The organism is Azospirillum brasilense (genome assembly GCF_003349955.1).
GTDB lineage: Bacteria > Pseudomonadota > Alphaproteobacteria > Azospirillales > Azospirillaceae > Azospirillum > Azospirillum brasilense_B.
In genome coordinates, this window is record NZ_QLKQ01000006.1 from 84,919 (window position 1) to 103,756 (window position 18,838).

An 18,838-nucleotide genomic window follows, 5' to 3' on the forward strand; every position below is an offset into this window, starting at 1 on the left:
TCTTGTTTCTCTATAATAAGTTGTGGATCACATTGCTGGTGCTAAAAGGGAGGCGCCTCCGCTCACTCGAAACGGCGAAGGTGGCTGCTGCCATCAGGGAAGGTTCTCATTCTGCGGGCTGGTATCCCGGTTCTCGAGCGCAACGACATCGTGACCATCTGAGAGGAGGGGTTCGGGCCAGAGTCTTTTTGACGCCTACTGGCCCTCCACGGAGGAAGCCATGGTCCAGGCACGGCGGAGGCGATCACGGCTGGCCGCGCGCAGCTTCTGTAGACCGGCGTCACGGGCCATGGCGGTGATGGCGTCCTCGCCCGTGATGCCCTCGTCCTTCACGGCCCTCGCCAGGGCAACCAGCTCCGGCAAGGCAATCTCATCGACAGGCCGGGGCTCGTCCCCGGCCGGGCGTCGGAAGGACGGCCAACGGGTCTGGTCCGCGCCGGCAGGCCAGAAGAAGGCGCCGACCTCCTCCTGCACCATCGGGAAGCGAGCGCGGGCCAGAGTGACGACGCGGTCGCGGATCTTGGAACCTGTGCGAAGCCAGCCGTGCGCGCGAGCGATCCGGCGGGCGAGAACGTCGTCGCGGACCGGTCCCTCCACAGTGATGACGTGGTCGATCATCGCCTGGAGCGGGGCAGTGTACTCCCGGTCGAAGAAGGCGTCCGGGTTGACGGCGCGCACCACCGATCTCGGATCGGCCTCGCAGAACCGGCCATCCACGTCGGTTGGCGGTTCGGCGCTCGCGTTGCGGGCATAGGCCACGGATGGCTGCATCAGGTCGGAGCCCTGGAACAGGTCGTCGGCCGGACGATGTCCCGTGCCCTTGGGGTTCTGATCGTCTTGCCCGACGTCATCCGAGGGCGGCGCAACATTCTCCGCGTCCACCGCGGCCTCGACGGTCGTCGTGCCGTCCGCTGCGGCCACCGCGTCCAGGGCGGCTTCCTCGAGCCGCCGGACCTCTTCCGCGCGCCGCGCGCGGCTCGCTTCCAGCAGGGCCGACAGGCGTGCATCGACCTTATCCAGCGCGCCGTCGTGATCGTGCCACCAGTCGGTCGACCAGATGCGGACGATCTCCCACCCCAAGCCGCGCAGGACCAGCTCGCGCAGCTTGTCGCGGTCGCGGGCGGTGGCGGACCGGTGGTAGGTCGCGCCGTCGCATTCGATCCCCGCAAGGAAGCGTCCGGGGGCGTCCGGGTCGACCACGCCCAGATCGATCCTGAAGGACGAGACGCCGATCTGAGGCTGAACCTGCCACCCGCGCGCGGCGAGCGCACGGGCCACGGCGTGCTCGAAGGGGCTCTCGTGTTCCCCCACGCTGCCGCGGACGGCCTCCGCCAACGCCCGCGGGCCACGCTCGGCGAACTCGAGGAAGTGCTTGAGGTCCCGGACGCCGAGCGCCGCCGTGCGACTGAGGTCGAACTGTTCCGGTCGCAGGCTGGAGAGGACGCGCAGTTCGTGCCGGGCGCGGGTGACGGCGACGTTCAGGCGCCGCTCGCCGCCGTCCCGGTTCATCGGGCCGAAGTTCATCGAGACCGCGCCGGTCAAGTCGGGGCCATAGGTGATGGAGAAGTACATGACGTCGCGCTCGTCGCCTTGAACGCTCTCCAGGTTCTTCACAAACACCGGTTCGACCGCGTCCTCGGCGAAATGCGGCTCGATCTCCGGCGCCTTCCGCCGTTCCTCGTCCAGCAGGTCCTCGATCAGCCGCTGCTGCTCGCTGTTGAAGGTCACCACGCCGACGGTCAGGCCGGCGGCGCGGAAGGCGGGGTCCTTCAGCCGTTCGACCAGATGGGCGACAAGCGCCCGCGCTTCCGGCTTGTTGATGCGGGCGCCGCCCTTTTCGTAGGTGCCGTCGGCGACGAGATGCAGGCTGACTGCACGATCGTCGGTGACCGGCGATGGAAAGGTGACCAGCCCGCCCTCGTAGTAGCGGTGGTTGGAGAAGGCGATCAGGCTCTCGTGGCGGCTGCGGTAGTGCCAGTTCAGGCTGCGGGCCGGAAGGTTGGCTCCCAGGCACTCGTCGAGGATGCTTTCCAGGTCGCCGTCCACATCGCCGTCGTCATCCTCATCAGCCTCCGCGCGGTCGAAGAAGGAGGTCGGCGGGAGCTGCTTCGGATCCCCGACCATGACGACCTGTCGCCCCCGCGCGATGGCGCCGATCGCATCCCACACCGGGATCTGCGAGGCTTCGTCGAACACCACGACGTCGAACGGCGCGGTCTCGGCGGACAGGAATTGGGCGATCGACAGCGGGCTCATCAGCAGGCAGGGCGCCAGCTTCGTCACCGCCGTCGGCAACCGGCCGATCAGTTCGCGCAGGGGCATATGGGCGCGCTTCTTCTGCATCTCGCGCCGGAGAATGCCCCATTCCGAACTCTTGCCGACCGAGTCCTGGTCCGGCAGGCCGGCGCAGAGCCCCGCACGGATGTGGGCGCGGGTGAGGTCGGTGAAGCGTTTCAGACTTTTGGACATCCATTCCAGGAGGATGCCAATCGAAAATGGCGAAAGAAAACGAGACACCGCGGAACTTGACTTTTTACGGCTTTCAAATTTCCTTTAGATTGTTCTGCTTTGCTTTTTGCGTCCGCTAATGCGGTGCATGGCGAGCTTCGGGCAGTCAGGTTTGACATGGGTTAAGGGAAGCAAGATGCCGACCGTGTATCATATGGTTCATTATCGCCGTTTCGACCCTGGCAGCGCCGGCTTGCAAGGGGGCACGCTAGAAAGTCTGTGCCGCACTGCGCTTGGTCATGTGGACACCTCAGGAGTCGCTTTGTGGGAGCGGGCGCAAGACCGCTTCTTTGATTTGTCGGATGCGGCTGAACGGCAAGTCGTGCTGAACAAGGTGGCCGACCTCTCCAGCGCCGTGTTCGGTGAGATGTGTCTGTTCCAGAAACAGGATTTCCAGGCGCTTCTGGAAATGCAGACATCGAAGGTTCAGCTCTCCAACATAACCAAGGCCGAAATCTTTAACTTGGCAGAAAGGGCAGCTCCCAACAATTCAAAGTTCATTCGTGGGCTTTGCTACTGGCTTGTGATCGGAAATCATCTATTTTTTGTCAAAACTCAATCCATGACCGCAGATATCCTGAATGTCTACATGGATTGGCTTCTCAAGATTCGGACTTCGGCGTTGGATGTCAACGCCAGCTTTGCGCTTCAGGCTGAATTCGACCGGACGCAAGTGACGGGCGATATTGGCGACATCACCCGCCTGAAGGTCAGCGGGAAATCGGCGTCACCGATCATGGTAATGGCTGGGGATGAGCCGCCTCCAAAATCCGTCGCAACATCACGGACGGTGACCGACCGCGCGTTCTACACCGAGACGGCTCGCAAGGTCGCGGAAATCATATTCGGACGTGAACGAACTGATGCGCTGGTTGATAGCCTGGGGCCGAGCGAGTATCTGGCTGTGGAGGCCGCGGTAAAGGTGCGCGGCCGACGAACGGCCGAATCACGGGAAAAGCTGCGAAAGCTGGCGGAGGATCTTGCTGACCTGACCGACGATAAGGTGCAGATCGAGGGCAAGGACGGAAAGCTGTCGGATGAGGATGCGATCCTTCGAACGCGCATGCCCTTTAACCAACCGCATGCTGGCAGCAGCATTCTTGAATTCGATAACGTGGCTGACCAACTCCAAGAGGTGTATTCTCGTTTTGTTCGCGATGGGAAGATAGAGGCCTGATGGTCAGGAAGGCAACGATAGGGGGCGTGTTGGCCACCGCCGTATTGTTCGGCTGGGTGGTGCCGTTGACGCGCCTATTCGATGCTTTCCAGCCTATGATCGTCGCCCTGTCAATCATGCTGGCCGCGATCCTAGTCCGGCTCAATCGCGGCATGCCGACCCTCGACTGGAAAAGCCTGGAACCTCAGGAAAGGTCACGGCTCACCTCTGCAATCGTCGATCTGACGCGGGAGTATGCCTTTATCGTCGGGATCAAAGCGGTTCTGATTGCGGCCTTGGTATCGCTAGCCCCCTTCAAGATGGAGGCGGCCTCCTGGTCCGCGTGGACCGGGCGCGGGGTATCGGCAGCGGTCGGTGGCCTAGTAGCTTTGAGCATATCTCGGATGGCTTATGTAATCTGGCGTGACTATGACATCGTCAAGCTTCAGAAAGTACTGATCGATGCCTCTGGTGTTCGAGACAAGCTGGAAGCCGAGGCAAAGGCATCTGTACAGAAGGTGGCTGATATACGGTCGGCTGGATTAAGAAAAATTGGTTCTGGCGAACCTCAAGCTTGGCCTGATAAGTGAATTCAAGCAGGCGCCTTTAGTCCCTGGGCCTCCTTGTGCCAAGTGTCGGCGTTCCTCCTGGCCTCCCAGGCGCGGCGGAGTTGGTCCAGCACGTCGAGCTTGCGCGACTTGCTGGAATGCAGCTCAAGGCAGAACTCGCCGAGGCCGACCTCACGCAGGCGCCGGTACACGACGTCGAGCGCCGCGATCTTCTCCGACACGAACAGGACCGACTTCCGCTCTGCCAGGAACTGGGCGACGAGGTTGGCGATGGTCTGGCTCTTGCCCGTGCCCGGCGGGCCGACCAGCACGAAGTTCTTGCCGCGCGCCGCCGCCATCACGGCGGACAGCTGCGAGGAGTCGGCGGGCAGGGGGCAGAAGGTGTGTTCCGGCCCGTGGGTTGCGTCCAGGTCGCGCGGGTTCGGGAAGGCCAGGTCGCTGGGGAACGGGTCGCGGGGCGTCTCGATCAGGTGCCGGACGACCGGGCTCTGCTTCAGCTGCTCCGTCCGGTCGACCAGATCCTTCCACATCAGGTACTTGGCGAAGGAGAAGGTGGCCAGCACCACGTCCTCCGTCACCTCCCATCCGGGGATGTCCTTCACCGCCTGACGGACGGCCTTCCAGATGCCGGCGATGTCCAGCCCGCTGTCGTCGCGTGGCAGATCTCCTTCCGCGACCGGGATGGTCAGGCGGAAGTCCTGTCGCAGCATTTGGAGCAGCGTCGGGTTGAAACGCGGCTCGTCGTCGTGGAGGACAAGGCTGAAGCCCGACCGCACGCTCTTGCGTTGGAGGGTGACGGGGATGAGGATCAGCGGCGCCCGATGGCGCTTCGCGTCCTTGGCGTCGCGCGTCCAGGACAGGAAGCCGAGCGCCAGGAACAGGGTGTTCGCCCCGCCTTCCTGCATCGCCGCGCGGGCGGTGCGGTACAGCTCCGTCAGGCGCGCGTCGAGGTCGTCCCCCTTCAGCCCGACCAGCACCTCGTTGCGGCCGAGCGCCTCCAGCGCGTGCTGGCGGTGCAGATCCTCCAGGGTCCGCCCTTCGTGGATCGCCTGGCTGCGCGGGTCGTTGCCGTCCATCAGAGCCGGCCGGGGGAGCAGGCGCAGCGACCGGCCTTCCGCGAGAAGGTCTTCCAGCAGGCCGGGGTCCGGAGCGTCGCAGATCAGGGCGCGCTTGCCGGCACGGAAGTTCAGCAAGGCATTGCGCAGCGACAGGTCCAACAGCTTGCGCTGCCAGCGTTCCAGCCGGTCCTTGGGCGAGGCCGGCCCCGCATCATCCGCCGCGTCGTCGAGGTCCTCGGGAAGGTCGGCCGGTGGCTCCGCGAACAGCGGCTCGGATGCCTCGACGCCCGCGTCCGCGTGGTCCGCCGTCACCGTGGCCTCGGCGTTGGCCAGTGGGCGGATGCGTTGCAGACGGGCGCGGCGGACGTCCACGGCCAGTTCGAACGTGTCCTCGACGCTCTCCTCGATCTGGCGGAAGGCGTGGTCGGCGGCGACGGCGAAGGATGGGCAGGGACGATGGGTGGCCAGCGTCGTTTCGAACAGCGCCAGTTCCTTCAGCTTCGCCCGCTTGCGCAGCGCCGTCACGTCGTCGACCACCGGCGTGGTGAACTCCTCGCGCCGCAGCCAGACGCCGGCGAAGGCGTGGCCCCGCGTGAAGACGATCAGCGGGTTCAGGCCACAGTGCTCCAGCGTCGCCGCGAACAGAAGCGCCGAGTCCAGGCAGGTGGCGAGTCCGGAGTCGAGAACCTGCGATGGTCCACGCACCTTCTGCCCGGCGTGCTCGAAGCTGGGCGGCGGCAGGGCGTAGTCGAGGCCCAGCGCACCGACCGCGCCCCAGACGGCCGCCGCCAGTTCCCAGGCCCGCTTCGGCCCGCCCTCGTAGCCGTTCAGCGCGCCGCTCTTGCCGTTCTGCCGCAGGATGTCGGCGGCCTTCTTCAGCACGCGCTCGACGGCCGGGTCGTTCGGCTGGACAAAGGCGGCGATCATCTCGGGGATGTTGCCGACGCCGCCCCACTGGTTGCGCGCCAACAGCTCGAGCGACCGCTCGGTCCGCGCCACCGGCTCCGGGTTTCCGGCCGCCGCGGCGGTGATGGTGACGGTCGCGCTCTCCGCCTCCGTCAGCCGCCCGAGCATGGCGCCGTCCAGCGTGACGTCGAGCTTCGGCAGGTGGTAGCGCTGGCCGGCGGGGACGGCGTCGATGCGCCAGGTCTTGGGCGCCACGAACGCGGGTTCCGACGTCAGGGTCAGCTCGACCGCCTCGAGCGGAGCGTCGCCGTCGTTGACCAGCACCAGCTCATGCAGGACCGGGACCGCGTTCTGATGGAAGGCGAGGTTCAGACGCGGCGTCAACGTCGCCTCGATGCGGACGGGCGGAGGCGCCTCCGCCGGCGCCCGATCCATCACAACATCCAGCACTGCTTCGTTGTTGTCGCTCATGATAATCGCCGCCCCGGTATGAAAGATCGTGTTTGTCGCTTCTTTGGCGCGAAGCCAAAGCGTATCACACACGCTTTTTGGGATGCGATCGATCGTTGGGCCGGCGCCGTCCTACGCCGGCCAGTAGAGCCGCTTCAACGCCAGAAGCCGCTTCGCCTCGACGTCCAGGGCATCGTAGTGTTCGAGCGCGAGTGCCACGAGGTCGTCGAGGTCGAGCAGGGACAGCGGGACGGCCGCGCGGTCGGCCTCGTACTTCGCATCGCGGGCGAAGCCGCCGGTCGACACGTAGAGGCAGCGGTCGCCCGGCCGCCGGCCGCCGAGGAAGGACCGGACCGTCGGCGCCCCGATGGCGCCGCTGCGGTGCTTCACCTCCACGAAGATGCGGGGGTCCTCGAGCCCCAGCCCATCCGGCGAGGCGAAGATGTCGCGGCCGCGGTCGGGGCCGACCGGCGACACGCGCGTCTTGTAGCCCATGGCTCGCAGCAGCCCGGCGACGAACAGCTCCATGTCGCGGGCACTCAGCTTCGCCAGCCGGTCCTTGATGAACTCCAGAGCCTTGGCTTCCAGATCCTCGAACAGTTCCTGTTCGGCGGCGGCCTCCGCGGCGGAGTCGACCGGGGTGGCGGAGGGCGCCGGCCCGACGGCGAGGTCCCCGCCCGCGTCGCCTCGTGCATGGACCGACGCGGCGAGGTCCACGGTCGCTCGGTCTTCTGGAGCGGCGAGCAGCGCGTCGAGTTCCGCCGCCGTGTCGGCCGGCACCTGGAACACGGTGGTGACCGAGCCCAGCGAGTTCTTGGCCGCCACGCTCAGCGCATCGCGCGGCACCATGCCGATCCAGGCCACCGGTCGGACGTTCGGGTAGTCGGGGTCGAAGGCCGGTTCGAAGGAGTAGCCGCCGCCGACCGAGCCGACATGGTAGACGCGGCCGTCCGGGTCGTAGGAGATCACCCGATCGCCGGCCTGGAGCTCCGACCGGAAGCGATGAAGCTGGCCGGCGTTGTTCCCGACTTCGTAGGCATTCCAGTCCGGCCACTGCGCCCGCACCAGGGCGACCATCGCCGGCCGGTCCGCGACCGCGGCCAGCGAACCGAGTTCCGCCCAGCCGATCGCCACCCGGCCGGCGTTGCGGAAGCGGTCGATCAGCGCGCCGCGCTTGCCGGCGCGGACCATCCAGGTCTTGGGGGGCATATCAGTCCTCTTGCGGGCGGGCCGGCTCAACCACGGTCATCAGGCCGCGCCGGGCGTCCCAGCCTATGGCGCGGCCGGTGAAGAGATCGACCACGGTCAGCGAACGGCTCATGACACCCAGCCGGTCGCCAAGTTCACGATGGATGGGCGTGATGTCCTGCGTGGTGCCGATCAGGTAGGCGGTGTCCGACAGCGGCACGATCCAGCGGGACAGCCGGCGAAGTTCCGCGGTGAAGGCGTCATAGACCGACGCCCCGGACGGGTCGGGAAGGCTCAGGCCCGGAATCGCTTGGTCCCAGGCGATCAGGACATTGCCGGCCACGCGGGTGCAGGGAGCGACCCAATCGGGCACGCCGTTGGCGTCGGTCATCGCCAGCGCGTAGGGCATGCTCGTCGCGGGCTCGGCGACGCCCAGGGCGATCGCGGGGGCGTAGGGAGACGTCGCCGCTTCGGCTTTCCAACGCGCGAGCACATCCCGTTGGCTGACCGGCGGTGGCGATGGCGGGGGCAGGGGCGGCGGGGCGGGCTTGCGGCGTGTCCATCCGAACATGCGATTCCTTCACCCCTCGGTCGGAGGTTCGCGCCGTGGCACGGTGTCGATAGATGCGTGCTCGCCGCTGCCATCCGGCGCCTCGCGACGGTCGTCGAACCAGAGGTCGGACAGGACGGCGTTCGGCAATTCATGCGGCTCCCACTTGTCCGCATTGGCCCATTGGTCCGGGTCGAACCCGTCGTTCAGGAAGCTCCAGAGGGCGTCCTTGAACCGCCGCGCCAGATCGTCGGTGTCGACCACGGCCTGGAGGTGGACGGTTTCCTCATAGCATTCGGTGATGGTGAACAGCGCCTTCCTCGGCTGATCGGTGCCGAGCAGCTCGAGTCGCCTGATCGGGCCTTCCTCATCGATTTCCAGAGCGACCTGGGTTTCTCCGGCGTCGATCCGCTTCGCCCATGCGACGATGTCGGCGAAGGGCGATTGGGAATCCGTGCATTCGATGCGGACGGTCCGCCCGTTGGCCGCGATGTCGAGCCAGATGGTGTAGTAACCGCTGAACCGGAGGGCGACGGACAGCCCGGCATCCGGCAAGTCGGGCCGCAGGGTGAAGTGGTCGGCGAGGCGCAATTCCGGGACCGTGACCGACAGCCGCGTCCCCCATTCTTCCAGCCAAGGGCCGATCCCGGCGGCGCGCCCGAACACCAGCGTCGTGGAGAGATGGGACCACGGAAAGGGCCGGTCGTCGAAGGGGGCGTGATACCACTCCAGCGCCTCGCCATAGCTGCGCCAGGGAAAGGGTTCGGTCGCCAGGACCTCGACGGTGCCTGCGGGATCGTCGCGCAGCCGGGTCACATGGTCGAAGCAGCGGTGCAGGGTGCCGAAGAGGGCCGGCGTGCGGGCGAGGCCCAGGAATCCGGCGGTGTCGCCATCCTGGAGCAGCGTGAAGCCGCCGCCGGCGGCGTCCAGCAGGGTCTGAGCCTCGCGCCGCCGCTCCGCCCGCTTGCGGCCATCGCGCGCCTTGAAGAGGCGGACGGTGTCTTCCAGCGCCTTGCGCACCGCCGGATCGCGGCAGGACGACACGGGAAGGATCAATCCGGCGTAGGTGCCGGCGGACATCGACGGCGACAGGTCGGCGATGCCGAACAGGCCGCGCCGCTCGTTGCCGGGGCCGCCGTCCTTGAACCGCCCCCGCCATGGACTGCGTTCGGCCACCAGAAGGAAGGGGAATAGCGCGTCCAGACGACCGTCGAGCGCTCCCCATTCCAACTCGACCGGACCGCTCCGCAAGGGCCGTCCCCGCCTCTTGAGGCTCATGCCGACGCCTTTCCCCCACCGCGCCGCCCGCGCCGGGGAGCGACGCCCGCCGCCGCGCGCTCGGCGCGGATGCGCTCCAGCAGGACGGAGGCCGGCTCGTCGTTCGGGTCCTGCGGCACCAACTCGCCCCGGAACGCTTTGGCGAGGATGGATTGGTCGAGGGTAGCGAGGCGGGACTCGTTCTCGAGGCTAACCTGTTCGAGCCGATCTATCGCGGCGAAGGCTTGGTCGATCCGCCGATTGATGACAGCGCGCTCGCCCGGCGGCGGCACCGGCACCGGAAGTTCTTTAAGCGTCGCCCCGCTGATCTTCGGCATGTTGCCCGCGGTGCCCGTGGCACGCTCTCTCAGCCAACGGCGCGCTGACTGGCCGTTCATATAGCGCCAGAAGTACGTGCGCAGTGAAGGGTCCGCGATCCGCACCCGCATCATCAAGTCAGGATAAATAAAACTCTTTTCTGCTCCTTGATAGATCGCGGTTGCTCCAAGGTATTCCAGTGAGTTGGCGCGTTGGACAAGTATGTCGCCGCTTCTCAACCAGAACTTCGAATCTTCTGATATGACCTCAAGCAACTTCTTTATGGTCGAGCCGTCTAGGATCATCCTGCCGGATGTGGTCGCTGACAATCGAAGGCTAGCTGTTCCGTTGCCATCGGGCGCGGCCTTCGGTGAATACCCATTGGTCGGGCCTTCGTCGATGATCTCGGCAGTTGTCCTCCAGGCCCAGCCAGTGGGCAACCCGTCTTCTGCTGCGTCTCGATCATTCCGCCACTCCGCCGTCAGTTCGCCGCGGAAGGCGGCGGCGAGGATGGATTGACGGTAGCGGTCGATCAGCGTCGGCAGCGAGTCCAGTGCCTCACGCGCCCCGCGTGACCGGGCCGTCAGCGCCTCGATCTTCTCGACGATGCGGCGCTGCTCGGGGAGGGGGGCCAATGGAATTGGCGCCTGCTTGAGATCTTGAATGTTGATCCGCAATCGGCCAATCCCGTGACTTAGCTCCTCAATGGCTTTCCGACCAATGGGTGAGTTGAGCCAATGCATGACAAACCGACGCTCAACGTGCTGCGTGGGCTTAAAGCGCAAACAATCGGCCTTTACCAGCGCTGGGCCGATGTTTTCTGGAACTTCGCAGCAGCGTCCAACGGGCTCCGCGAGGGCCGCCACAACCAAATCCCCTGGTCCAATGGCATGCTTCTCCAGCTCTTGGAAATGGGACTTTTCAATGAATGCCCGGTCCGTGTCATTGAACGTTCCGGCACCGATGTTGCCGAGCCGTACGACGCGAACGCCCGAAGCCACATAGTGGGCCGACTTCAGCTTGCTGCCAAAGGGACCATCGGTGAGCGAGTTCGGTTCCGGGGCGGGCAAATCGCCTATTTCGGCAGCGGCCCACCCTGTCGGCAACTCCTGCCCGCTCATTCCGCGGCCTCCGCCACGGCGTCGCCCGCCGCTTCGTCCGCTTCCAGCAGGTCGGACAGCGCCTCCATCTCCTCCAGCGCGGTGCGTAGCGCGTCCATAATCTCGGCGGCGATCACGTCCGGTTCGGGCAACTCCGTCTCGGCGCTGTCGTCGCGCAGCCACGCGATGTCCAGGTTGTCGTTGCGCGCGGCGATCTGCTCGCGGGTGAAGCGGCGGAAGCGGCCTTGCTCGCCCTCGTCCACGCGCGGGGACTTGCCCAGCGGGTCGGGGCCGTAGGCGGCCTCGAACGGGGCGAAGTGGTCGCGGGTCAGGGGGCGGGTCTTGCCGAACTGCGGCATGTTGGAGCGCAGGTCGTAGATCCAGACCTCCCCGGTGTTGCCCCGGTCGGTCTGGCCGCGCGTGAAGAACAGGACGTTGGTCTTGACGCCCTGGCTATAGAAGATGCCGGTCGGCAGGCGAAGGATGGTGTGCAGGTCGCACTTGTCCATCAGGTCGCGGCGGATGTCGCGGCCGGCGTTGTCCTCGAACAGCACGTTGTCGGGCAGCACCACCGCCGCCCGCCCGCCGGGCCGCAGGCCCCGGTAGATGTGCTGGAGGAAGGCCAACTGCTTGTTGGAGGTGGGGTAGGTGAAGTCGTCGCGACTCGGCAGGCCGCCGCCCTTCTTCGTCCCGAAGGGCGGGTTGGTCAGGACGACATGCGCCTTCGGCAGCCGGGTCCCCTGCTCCGACAGCGCGTCGCTGAGCTGGAGGTCGCCGGTGACGTCGTGCAGCATCAGGTTCATCAGCCCCAGCCGGTGGGCGTCCGGTACCAGTTCCATCCCGCAGAAGGCGGTGTGGCGCTGGAAGTACTGCTCGGCTTCCGTCAGGTCCCACAGGTTGTTGGTGTGGGTCTTGATCCAGCGGTCGGCGGCGATCAGGAACCCGCCGGTGCCCGCCGCCGGGTCCTGCACGTACTCGCCGGCCTTCGGCTGCATCAGCGCGACCATGCTGTCGATCAGCGGGCGCGGCGTGAAGTACTGGCCGGCGCCCGACTTCTTTTCCGTCGCGTTGCGCTCAAGCAGGCCCTCGTACATGTTGCCGAGGCCCTCTTCCCGCGCCGAGTACCAATCCAGCCCGTCGATCGCCTCGACCAGCGCCTTGAGGATGCGCGGCTGGCGCAGGCTGGTCTGCGCGTTCTGGAAGATTGCCTGCACCTGCGACGACCCGTAGGTGCCCAGGTGGATCAGCATCTCCTTGTAGAAGGTGAGCTGTTCTAGCCCCTGGCGCCGGCTGACGTCGGTCCAGCGGTAGCCGTCCGGCAACTGCTCCTCCGCCCCCGTCTCCGCCGCCATTTTCAAGAAGATCAGGTAGGTCAGCTCGGTGACGTACTGGTGGTAGGTGATCCCATCATCCCGCAGGATGTGGCACAGGCCCCAGAGCTTGGAGACGATGTCGGTGGTGGCGGTCATTCTTGCTCGTGGTCATCGAAAAAAGACGAGGTGTCGACGGTCATATCGGAGATTACGGCTTCGCCGTCCTTGATCGACACGGTGAACGCTCCGGGGAAGGCGTCGTGAAAACTCTCATCGCCATCTTTGTCGCGGTAGTTCAGGCTGACATAGATGTTTGCCGGAACTTTCAGTTCATCGTTCTCTACAGCGATTTCGTCCTCGAAAACCTCGACGTCTTCAATCTCTGTGTATGATGAAAGCTCTTCCAGGTGGCGCCATCCTGTAAAGCGGTGAAAGTCGTCGCCGGTCAGCTCATGAATGGCATCCGCGATTTTCCGTGGGTCGCTCGGATTGATTTCAGATTCTTCCATTGCCGCCCCCTTTCAGTAGCTGACCTTGCCAACGGCGATGCCCTGGCGATATTGCCACTCCAGGCTTTGGCAAAGCCCATCGAGATCGGCCATGATATGGGCATAGTCGATACCGAGATAGAACAGCTTCCTGCGGAAATACCCTCCGGCCTTGGCGGGTATTTTGAAGATGTTCCTTTCGGCGTTGGGAGGCAGCCAATCGGCGTCCGGAGGATTGTGGACGGTGAAGAAACCCTTCTGAGACAGGAGGCGAGCGTCGTTGACCATCGGAATGACGAATCGTACGCCCTCCACGGCAAAGGGATCGGTTTCCTTCGCCGTGTCCACCAACATCCTGTCCGTCACCCTGACCGAGTAGACCGCCGCTTCGGCGCTGTCCTTCTGAGTGGCGACGGCGAAGAAGGCCGCCACCAGGGGATTGCTGGTCCAGTCGAGCAACCGCGTCGGCAAGCCATGATGCTGTGCCAGGGCCAGCCATTCCCAATCGGACGGTTCGTGGCCCGACAGATGAACCCGTGCGCGGCGCTTGAAGCTGTTGAACAGGCGGCGTTCGCGCAGGGCGTCGTATCCATTGGGCGACACCGCATTGTCGCGACCGGATTTGGGCCGAAGCCGATGGCCAATGTCTGAAACACCCCGGAACATGCAATTCGCCGCCTCGCGGGAATCAAGAAATTCCATGAACCTGTTCCAGCACTCCGCTCCCTCGCGGCGGCTCTGCCGTGTCTCATTGATTCGATGAGTTAAAGCACTGTCCGTCATCAGCCAGCCTTCTCCCAGACAAAACTGCCGAGTTCATTCAGAATCGCCGCCAAGCGCCCGTCGAACACCCGGTCCAGCCGCGCGAACCCACCGCCCTGCTGACGGAACTCACCCTGGTTTAGAACCTCGCGGTCGACGATGACTTCCTTCTTCATCTGCCGCCCGATCCGTTCCAGCCAGTCGCGTTGCGCCTTCGTCCAGGGCTGGCTGGATAGCACCCGGCGCATTGCCCGGTCCACCCGCTCGTCGTAGGGGACCAGCGGGTCGCCCAGCGCGGCCTGCCGGATGTAGCCGATGACCGAGGCCGCAATGTCGGCATTCGTCGCGTCGCGGAAGGCGGCGCGCAGTTCGGCCTCGCCGAAGCCGTCGCGCTCCAGCAGCAGGCGGACCTCGCGAAGCTGGGCGCGGGTCAGCTCGCGGGGGCGGTTGGCGACGGCGTTGAGCGCCGGGACTTGGTTCAGGTTCTCCGCCAGATAGCGGCGGAAGCTGGCAAGGTAGTCCTCGGGCCGGGTGATGTTCGGACCGTAGCCGGTCTCCTCGTGCCGGAACTCATCGGCCCCGCCGTAGAGCGGCACATGGATGGGGTCGTCGGCGACGCGGGTGTCGAGCAGCTCCATCAGGACGCGATGCTCGAGGAGGGTGCGGGCCGCTTCCTCCGGCGGAGCGTCCTTGACGCGGCGGATGAAGCTGTCCGGGTCGGTGCCGGCCAGCTCACGGAACCGGCGCTCGCCGGCTTCCGACAGGCGGCGGCGCTTGCGGTGCAGCTTGGCGACGATCTGGCCGACCAGCCAGCGCGCCTGCTGGGCGCGGCGCTCGGCGACCTCCGGGGCTGCGGGCGGCCCCTCGAACGGCGCCTGTTCCTCTTCGGCGAAGCCGGTCGGCGGCAGCGCCGGCGCGGGGGCCGGAAGGGGCGTGCCGGTGGCCTCGGCCAGTTCCTCCATCAGCGTGGCGAAGGTGATGTTGGGGTTGGCGACGACCGGCCGCATCTCTGTCAGGTCCTGCATCGCGGCGTAGAGGCCGACCGCGTCGAAGATGCGGAAGGCTGTCTTGTGCCGGCCGGGACCGAACAGGTCCTCGCACAGGCGGGTGCCGCGACCGATCATCTGCTCGTACAGGATGCGGCTGTTGACCCTGCGGATGAAGACGAGGTTGACGATCTCCGGCACGTCGATGCCCGTGGTCAGCAGGTCCACGGTGACCGCGACCTTGGGCAGGGCCTCGTTCTTGAAGCGGCGGATCTGGCGCATCGGGTCGTCCGAGCGCCCGGTGATCTTGGCGACCGTGTCGTTCTCCACGGCGCCGTAGCGGGCGGCGAAGGCGGTGCGCAAGGCGCCGACCACCATGTCGGCGTGCAGGTCGGTGGCGCAGAAGACCAGCGTCTTCCCCGGAAGGCCGGGGTCGATGTGGCCGGCGAGCCACTCGGCGATGACCCGGTTGAAGTCCGGCGTCAGGACCCTGCGGTTGAAGTCCTGCACGTCGAACCGGACCTCATCGTCCAGATGGATGAGGTCGAGCTGTCCGGTCCGGGTGTCGAGGACGTCCACCCGCTCCCCGGCGTCCCAGTGGATGCCTTCCTGGCTGAGCGCGGTGTGGGCGCGGATGGGCGGCTCGTGGTCGACCAGCCAGCCGTCGATCACCGCCTCCTGGTAGGTGTAGCGGACGACCGGCTCGCCGAAGATCTCCACGGTGTGCAGTGCCGGAGTCGCCGTCAGCCCGACCTTCACCGCGTCGAAGCGGTCGAGCACGCGGCGGTACTTGGAGACGTAGTCGTCCTGGCTGCGGAAGCTCAGCTCCTCGTCGCCCATCTCGCGGTCGAGCAGGTAGCCGCGATGGCACTCGTCGACGACGATGCAGTCGTACTGGTCGATCGCCGGCGGCTCCTCGCCGTAGAGGACGCGCTTGACCAGGGCCTGGACGGTGGCGATGTGCAGCTTCGTCTCGGCGTCGGGAACGATGTCGCCCAGCTCTTTCACCGCGAAGATGTCGGCGAAGACCTGATGGTGCTCCATCCGCGTTTCCTTGAACGCGTTGCCGGCCTGCTCGCCCAGCGCCGTACGGTCGACCAGGAACAGGATGCGGCGGAAGCGCTGCGCCTTCAGCAGGCGATAGACCAGCGCGATGCAGGTCTTGGTCTTGCCGGTGCCGGTCGCCATCGCGACCAGGATCTCGCGCCGGCCGGTGGAGATCGCCTCCTCGACGGCGCGGATGGCGCGCTGCTGGTAGTCGCGCAGGGGGAAGTTGAAGGCAAACGGGTCGTGCGACAGCCGGGCGTCGGCGGCGCGCGGGTCGTTGCGCAGCGCCTCGAGGAGGCCGGCGGGGGTGTACCAGCCGTCCAGCGCCTTGGCGAGGTTCTTCGGGTGGCGGCCGTCGCGGAACCAGATGCCCGACAGCGCCTCGAACTGGCGCAGGAAGGGGCGGCCGTTCGTCGAGAACAGGAAGGGGACGCGCAGGTCGCCCCAAGGCCCCTCCACCGGCGGCTGCTCGTCTCCGCGCGGGACGTAGCCGCGGCTGTAGCGCTCTGCCCGGTTGATGAACTCCGACACGTTGGCGTTGGCGCGCTTGGCCTCGACCATGCCGACGATGGTCAGGCCGGCGAACAGCGCGTAGTCGGCCACGCCGTCGGCGGTGGGCCACTCGGCGATCGCCAGGTTGCGCCCCTTCTGCGGGCGGGCGCCGGCGGCGTGGGTGAGCACTTCGCTATCCGCCTCCCAGCCCGCGTCGCGGAGCTGGGCGTCAATCAGGCGGCGGGTCTCGCGCTCGTCGAGGTCGATGCCCTGGCCGATGGCGTAGGCCACCTCGACGCGGTCCTGGATGGCCTCCGCCGGCTCGCTCGCCGCCTGGGCCTGGGCGGCGGTCAGCTCGGCCTCGAGTCGCGCGCGGTCGGCGTCGGCCTCCTGGGCGAGCCGCTCCCACGACTGGCGCTCGGCCTCGGCGCGGGCGGCGCGCTCCTCGGCGGACAGGCGGCGATCGGCCTCGGCCTGGGCCGCCGCCTGAGCCTCCGCCGCCATGCGCTCGTGCGCCGACTGCCGTTCGGCGAGCTCGCCGCGCAGCCGATCCAGTTCGGCCTTCAGCGCGGCGCCCTCGGCGCGCGGGTCCGGCGGCGGGACGAATGGGCTTGGCGCGAAGGCGCGATCGCCGGTGATGGTCCGGTGGAACCAGACTCCCAGCGTCCGGGCGTTCTTCAGGCAGGACAGCGCCATCCGATGATCGCCGTCGAGATCGTGCGCGGCGTCGTTCCGGGCTTTGCGGAGGAAGTGGAAGAGGTCGCCGACCTCGCGGGTCAGCACGCCGCGATCGCGGAGGCGGCGCAGCAGGTCGGCCTGCTTTTCCTCTGGGGAGGTCCACATGCCGAGCTTGGCGGCCGTCAGCTGCGCCAGGAGTTCGGCGAACTGCCCGATCTTGATGATAGAGGTGTTCGCGTCCTCGGCGAAGAAGCGCTCGGCCAGGGCGCCCAGCCGTTCGAGCTGGACATCATGCCGTGCCAGGAACCCGAAATTGGACGAACGCGCCACAAGAATTCTCCCGCTGGTAGAATGTTTTACACGCGGTGGGCTGCGGTGTCACCTGAATCAATCGCGTGATGGTTGGGGGTGAGCGTCCTTAGCGAAAGTCATGGGGTGATCTGATCACGCCGCCCATGCTCTATCGAACACAGCAGGCGATCTCACCTGCGCGGGTTCGCCGGCGATCCGGTGGTGCCGCTTTAACAGGCTGCGGAAAAACGAACATATTTCGGCTATTTGCCTCCGCCGAGGCTTGAGAATAGCGTTTCCGACGCCCGTTTTTGTCAGAATGGAGCGCCGTTTCGTGCTCCGAGGCGCCTGGAGCCGCCTTTGAGGCGGACTTCGGGCGTGATTATGCTGCCGCCAGCAGCTTGGGCAGGCGGATCAGGTTGTAGGCGGTAGTGAACCGCGTCGGTTTTCGCAGAGACCATTTGTGTTGAGTCACGCCGCGATGGCGACGTCCTCGGTTTGGGCATAATAGCGTGCTTCGGCCTCGGCGGGAGGAATGTTGCCGATAGGTTCGAAGAGGCGCCGGTGGTTGAACCAGTCAACCCATTCCAGAGTGGCGAACTCGACAGCCTCCAAGGTGCGCCATGGCCCGCGGCGCCGGATCACCTCGGTCTTGTAGAGACCGTTGATGGTCTCGGCCAACGCGTTATCGTAGGAATCGCCAACGCTGCCCACGGAAGGCTCGACCCCAGCTTCGGTGAGACGCTCGGTGTAGCGAATCGCAACGTATTGCAATCCCCTGTCGGAGTGATGGATGAGGCCGCTGCCCTTGGCCGGTCGGCGGTCGTGAAGTGCCTGTTCGAGCGCATCCAGAACGAAGCCGGCGTGGGCTGTCCTGGACACCCGCCAGCCCACGATGCGGCGCGCGAAGGCGTCGATGACGAAGGCCACGTAGACGAAGCCCTGCCATGTCGATACGTACGTGAAATCGGCCAACCACAAGGCGTTTGGGCGTGGCGCCTGGAATTGGCGGTTCACCCAGTCGGCGGGACAGGGCGCTGCCCGGTCGCTGATCGTGGTGCGGACCGTCTTGCCCCGTGTCGCCCCCTTCAGACCCATGTGTTTCATCAGCCGGGCAACCGTGCAGCGCGCCACGTCGATCCCTTCCCGCCGCAACTGCCGCCAGACCTTGCGTACCCCATAGACCTGGAAGTTCACGTCCCAGACCCGCCGGATAGCCTCCCTCAGCACTGTGTCGCTTCGCGAACGGGCCGGCGCCTTGGACGGATCGGCCTGTCGGGCGGCATGGGCGTAATAGGTGGACGGGGCGATCGGCAGCACTCGGCAGATCGGCTCGACCCCGTCAACGGCGCGGTGCGCGTCGATGAAGGCGATCATTTCTTGAACGGGCGGTCGAGCTCCGCCTGGGCGAAATACGCCGACGCCTTGCGCAAGATCTCATTCGCCTGGCGCAGCTCCCGCACCTCACGCTCCAGTGCCTTGATCCGTTCCTGCTCGTCCGTTGTCGGCCCCGGCCGCTTGCCCTGGTCACGCTCGGCCTGCCGGACCCAGCCCCGCAGCGTTTCCGGAGTGCAGCCGATCTTCGCCGCGATCGAACTGATCGCCGCCCACTGCGACGCATGTTCGCCTTCGTGCTCGAACACCATCCGAACCGCGCGCTCGCGCACTTCAGGGGCGTATTTCGGTGATGCTTGCTTCGTCATGTTGACCCCAGTCTCTCA

The 18,838-nt window shown here is 66.2% G+C and carries 13 protein-coding genes and 1 other annotated feature; of the genes, 2 read left to right on the forward strand and 11 right to left on the reverse strand.

Annotation, left to right across the window (positions count from 1 at the left end; translation table 11 throughout):
* Positions 1–195 precede the first annotated feature (195 nt).
* Positions 196–2,469: a DUF3320 domain-containing protein gene (locus DXK32_RS04420; RefSeq protein WP_114857431.1), complete on the reverse strand. Its 2,274-nt coding sequence runs from the start codon at positions 2,467–2,469 to the stop codon at positions 196–198.
* A 175-nt stretch (positions 2,470–2,644) separates the two neighbouring features.
* Between DXK32_RS04420 and DXK32_RS04425 the strand changes: the two genes are divergently transcribed.
* Positions 2,645–3,685, forward strand: a complete 1,041-nt coding sequence (locus tag DXK32_RS04425) for a hypothetical protein (RefSeq protein WP_114857432.1) — start codon at positions 2,645–2,647, stop codon at positions 3,683–3,685.
* A 26-nt stretch (positions 3,686–3,711) separates the two neighbouring features.
* The gene (locus DXK32_RS04430) at positions 3,712–4,254 is read left to right on the forward strand and encodes a hypothetical protein (RefSeq protein WP_247876971.1); all 543 of its coding nucleotides are present in this window, start codon (positions 3,712–3,714) and stop codon (positions 4,252–4,254) included.
* Positions 4,255–4,256: 2 nt separating this feature from the next.
* Here the strand turns inward: DXK32_RS04430 and DXK32_RS04435 are convergent, their stop codons facing one another.
* The 10 genes from DXK32_RS04435 to DXK32_RS04480 form a co-directional block, all read right to left on the reverse strand.
* The gene (locus DXK32_RS04435; protein ID WP_205215643.1) at positions 4,257–6,668 is read right to left on the reverse strand and encodes a DUF4011 domain-containing protein; all 2,412 of its coding nucleotides are present in this window, start codon (positions 6,666–6,668) and stop codon (positions 4,257–4,259) included.
* A 111-nt stretch (positions 6,669–6,779) separates the two neighbouring features.
* The gene (locus DXK32_RS04440) at positions 6,780–7,856 is read right to left on the reverse strand and encodes a restriction endonuclease (RefSeq protein ID WP_205215644.1); all 1,077 of its coding nucleotides are present in this window, start codon (positions 7,854–7,856) and stop codon (positions 6,780–6,782) included.
* Between the two features lies 1 nt (position 7,857).
* On the reverse strand, positions 7,858–8,406 hold the full coding sequence (locus DXK32_RS04445) for a hypothetical protein (RefSeq protein ID WP_162801073.1): 549 nt from the start codon (positions 8,404–8,406) through the stop codon (positions 7,858–7,860).
* Positions 8,407–8,415: 9 nt separating this feature from the next.
* Positions 8,416–9,663 (reverse strand): hypothetical protein, encoded by a 1,248-nt coding sequence (locus DXK32_RS04450; RefSeq protein ID WP_162801074.1) that lies wholly within the window; start codon positions 9,661–9,663, stop codon positions 8,416–8,418.
* A complete protein-coding gene (locus DXK32_RS04455; RefSeq protein ID WP_114857436.1) occupies positions 9,660–11,081 on the reverse strand; it encodes a restriction endonuclease subunit S in 1,422 nt (473 codons plus the stop codon). The genes DXK32_RS04450 and DXK32_RS04455 overlap by 4 nt, the downstream gene beginning before the upstream one ends.
* On the reverse strand, positions 11,078–12,529 hold the full coding sequence (locus DXK32_RS04460) for an N-6 DNA methylase (RefSeq protein WP_114857437.1): 1,452 nt from the start codon (positions 12,527–12,529) through the stop codon (positions 11,078–11,080). Before DXK32_RS04460 ends, DXK32_RS04455 begins: the two co-directional genes overlap by 4 nt.
* Entirely contained in the window at positions 12,526–12,882 is a 357-nt protein-coding gene (locus DXK32_RS04465; protein ID WP_114857438.1) for a hypothetical protein, read from the reverse strand. Before DXK32_RS04465 ends, DXK32_RS04460 begins: the two co-directional genes overlap by 4 nt.
* A gap of 12 nt (positions 12,883–12,894) precedes the next feature.
* Positions 12,895–13,644, reverse strand: coding sequence for an FRG domain-containing protein (locus tag DXK32_RS04470; protein WP_114857439.1), 750 nt, complete (start codon positions 13,642–13,644; stop codon positions 12,895–12,897).
* Entirely contained in the window at positions 13,644–17,156 is a 3,513-nt protein-coding gene (gene hsdR / locus DXK32_RS04475) for a type I restriction-modification system endonuclease (RefSeq protein WP_114857440.1), read from the reverse strand. Before hsdR ends, DXK32_RS04470 begins: the two co-directional genes overlap by 1 nt.
* 432 nt (positions 17,157–17,588) lie before the next feature.
* Positions 17,589–18,820, reverse strand: a protein-coding gene (locus tag DXK32_RS04480; protein ID WP_114857441.1) for an IS3 family transposase whose coding sequence is annotated in 2 segments (ribosomal slippage) — positions 17,589–18,526 and positions 18,526–18,820 — 1,233 coding nt in all. Because the reading frame shifts where the segments join, the coding sequence is not laid out codon by codon here.
* Positions 18,420–18,536: a sequence feature (AL1L pseudoknot), on the reverse strand. (Overlaps the previous gene by 117 nt.)
* Positions 18,821–18,838: the final 18 nt, after the last annotated feature.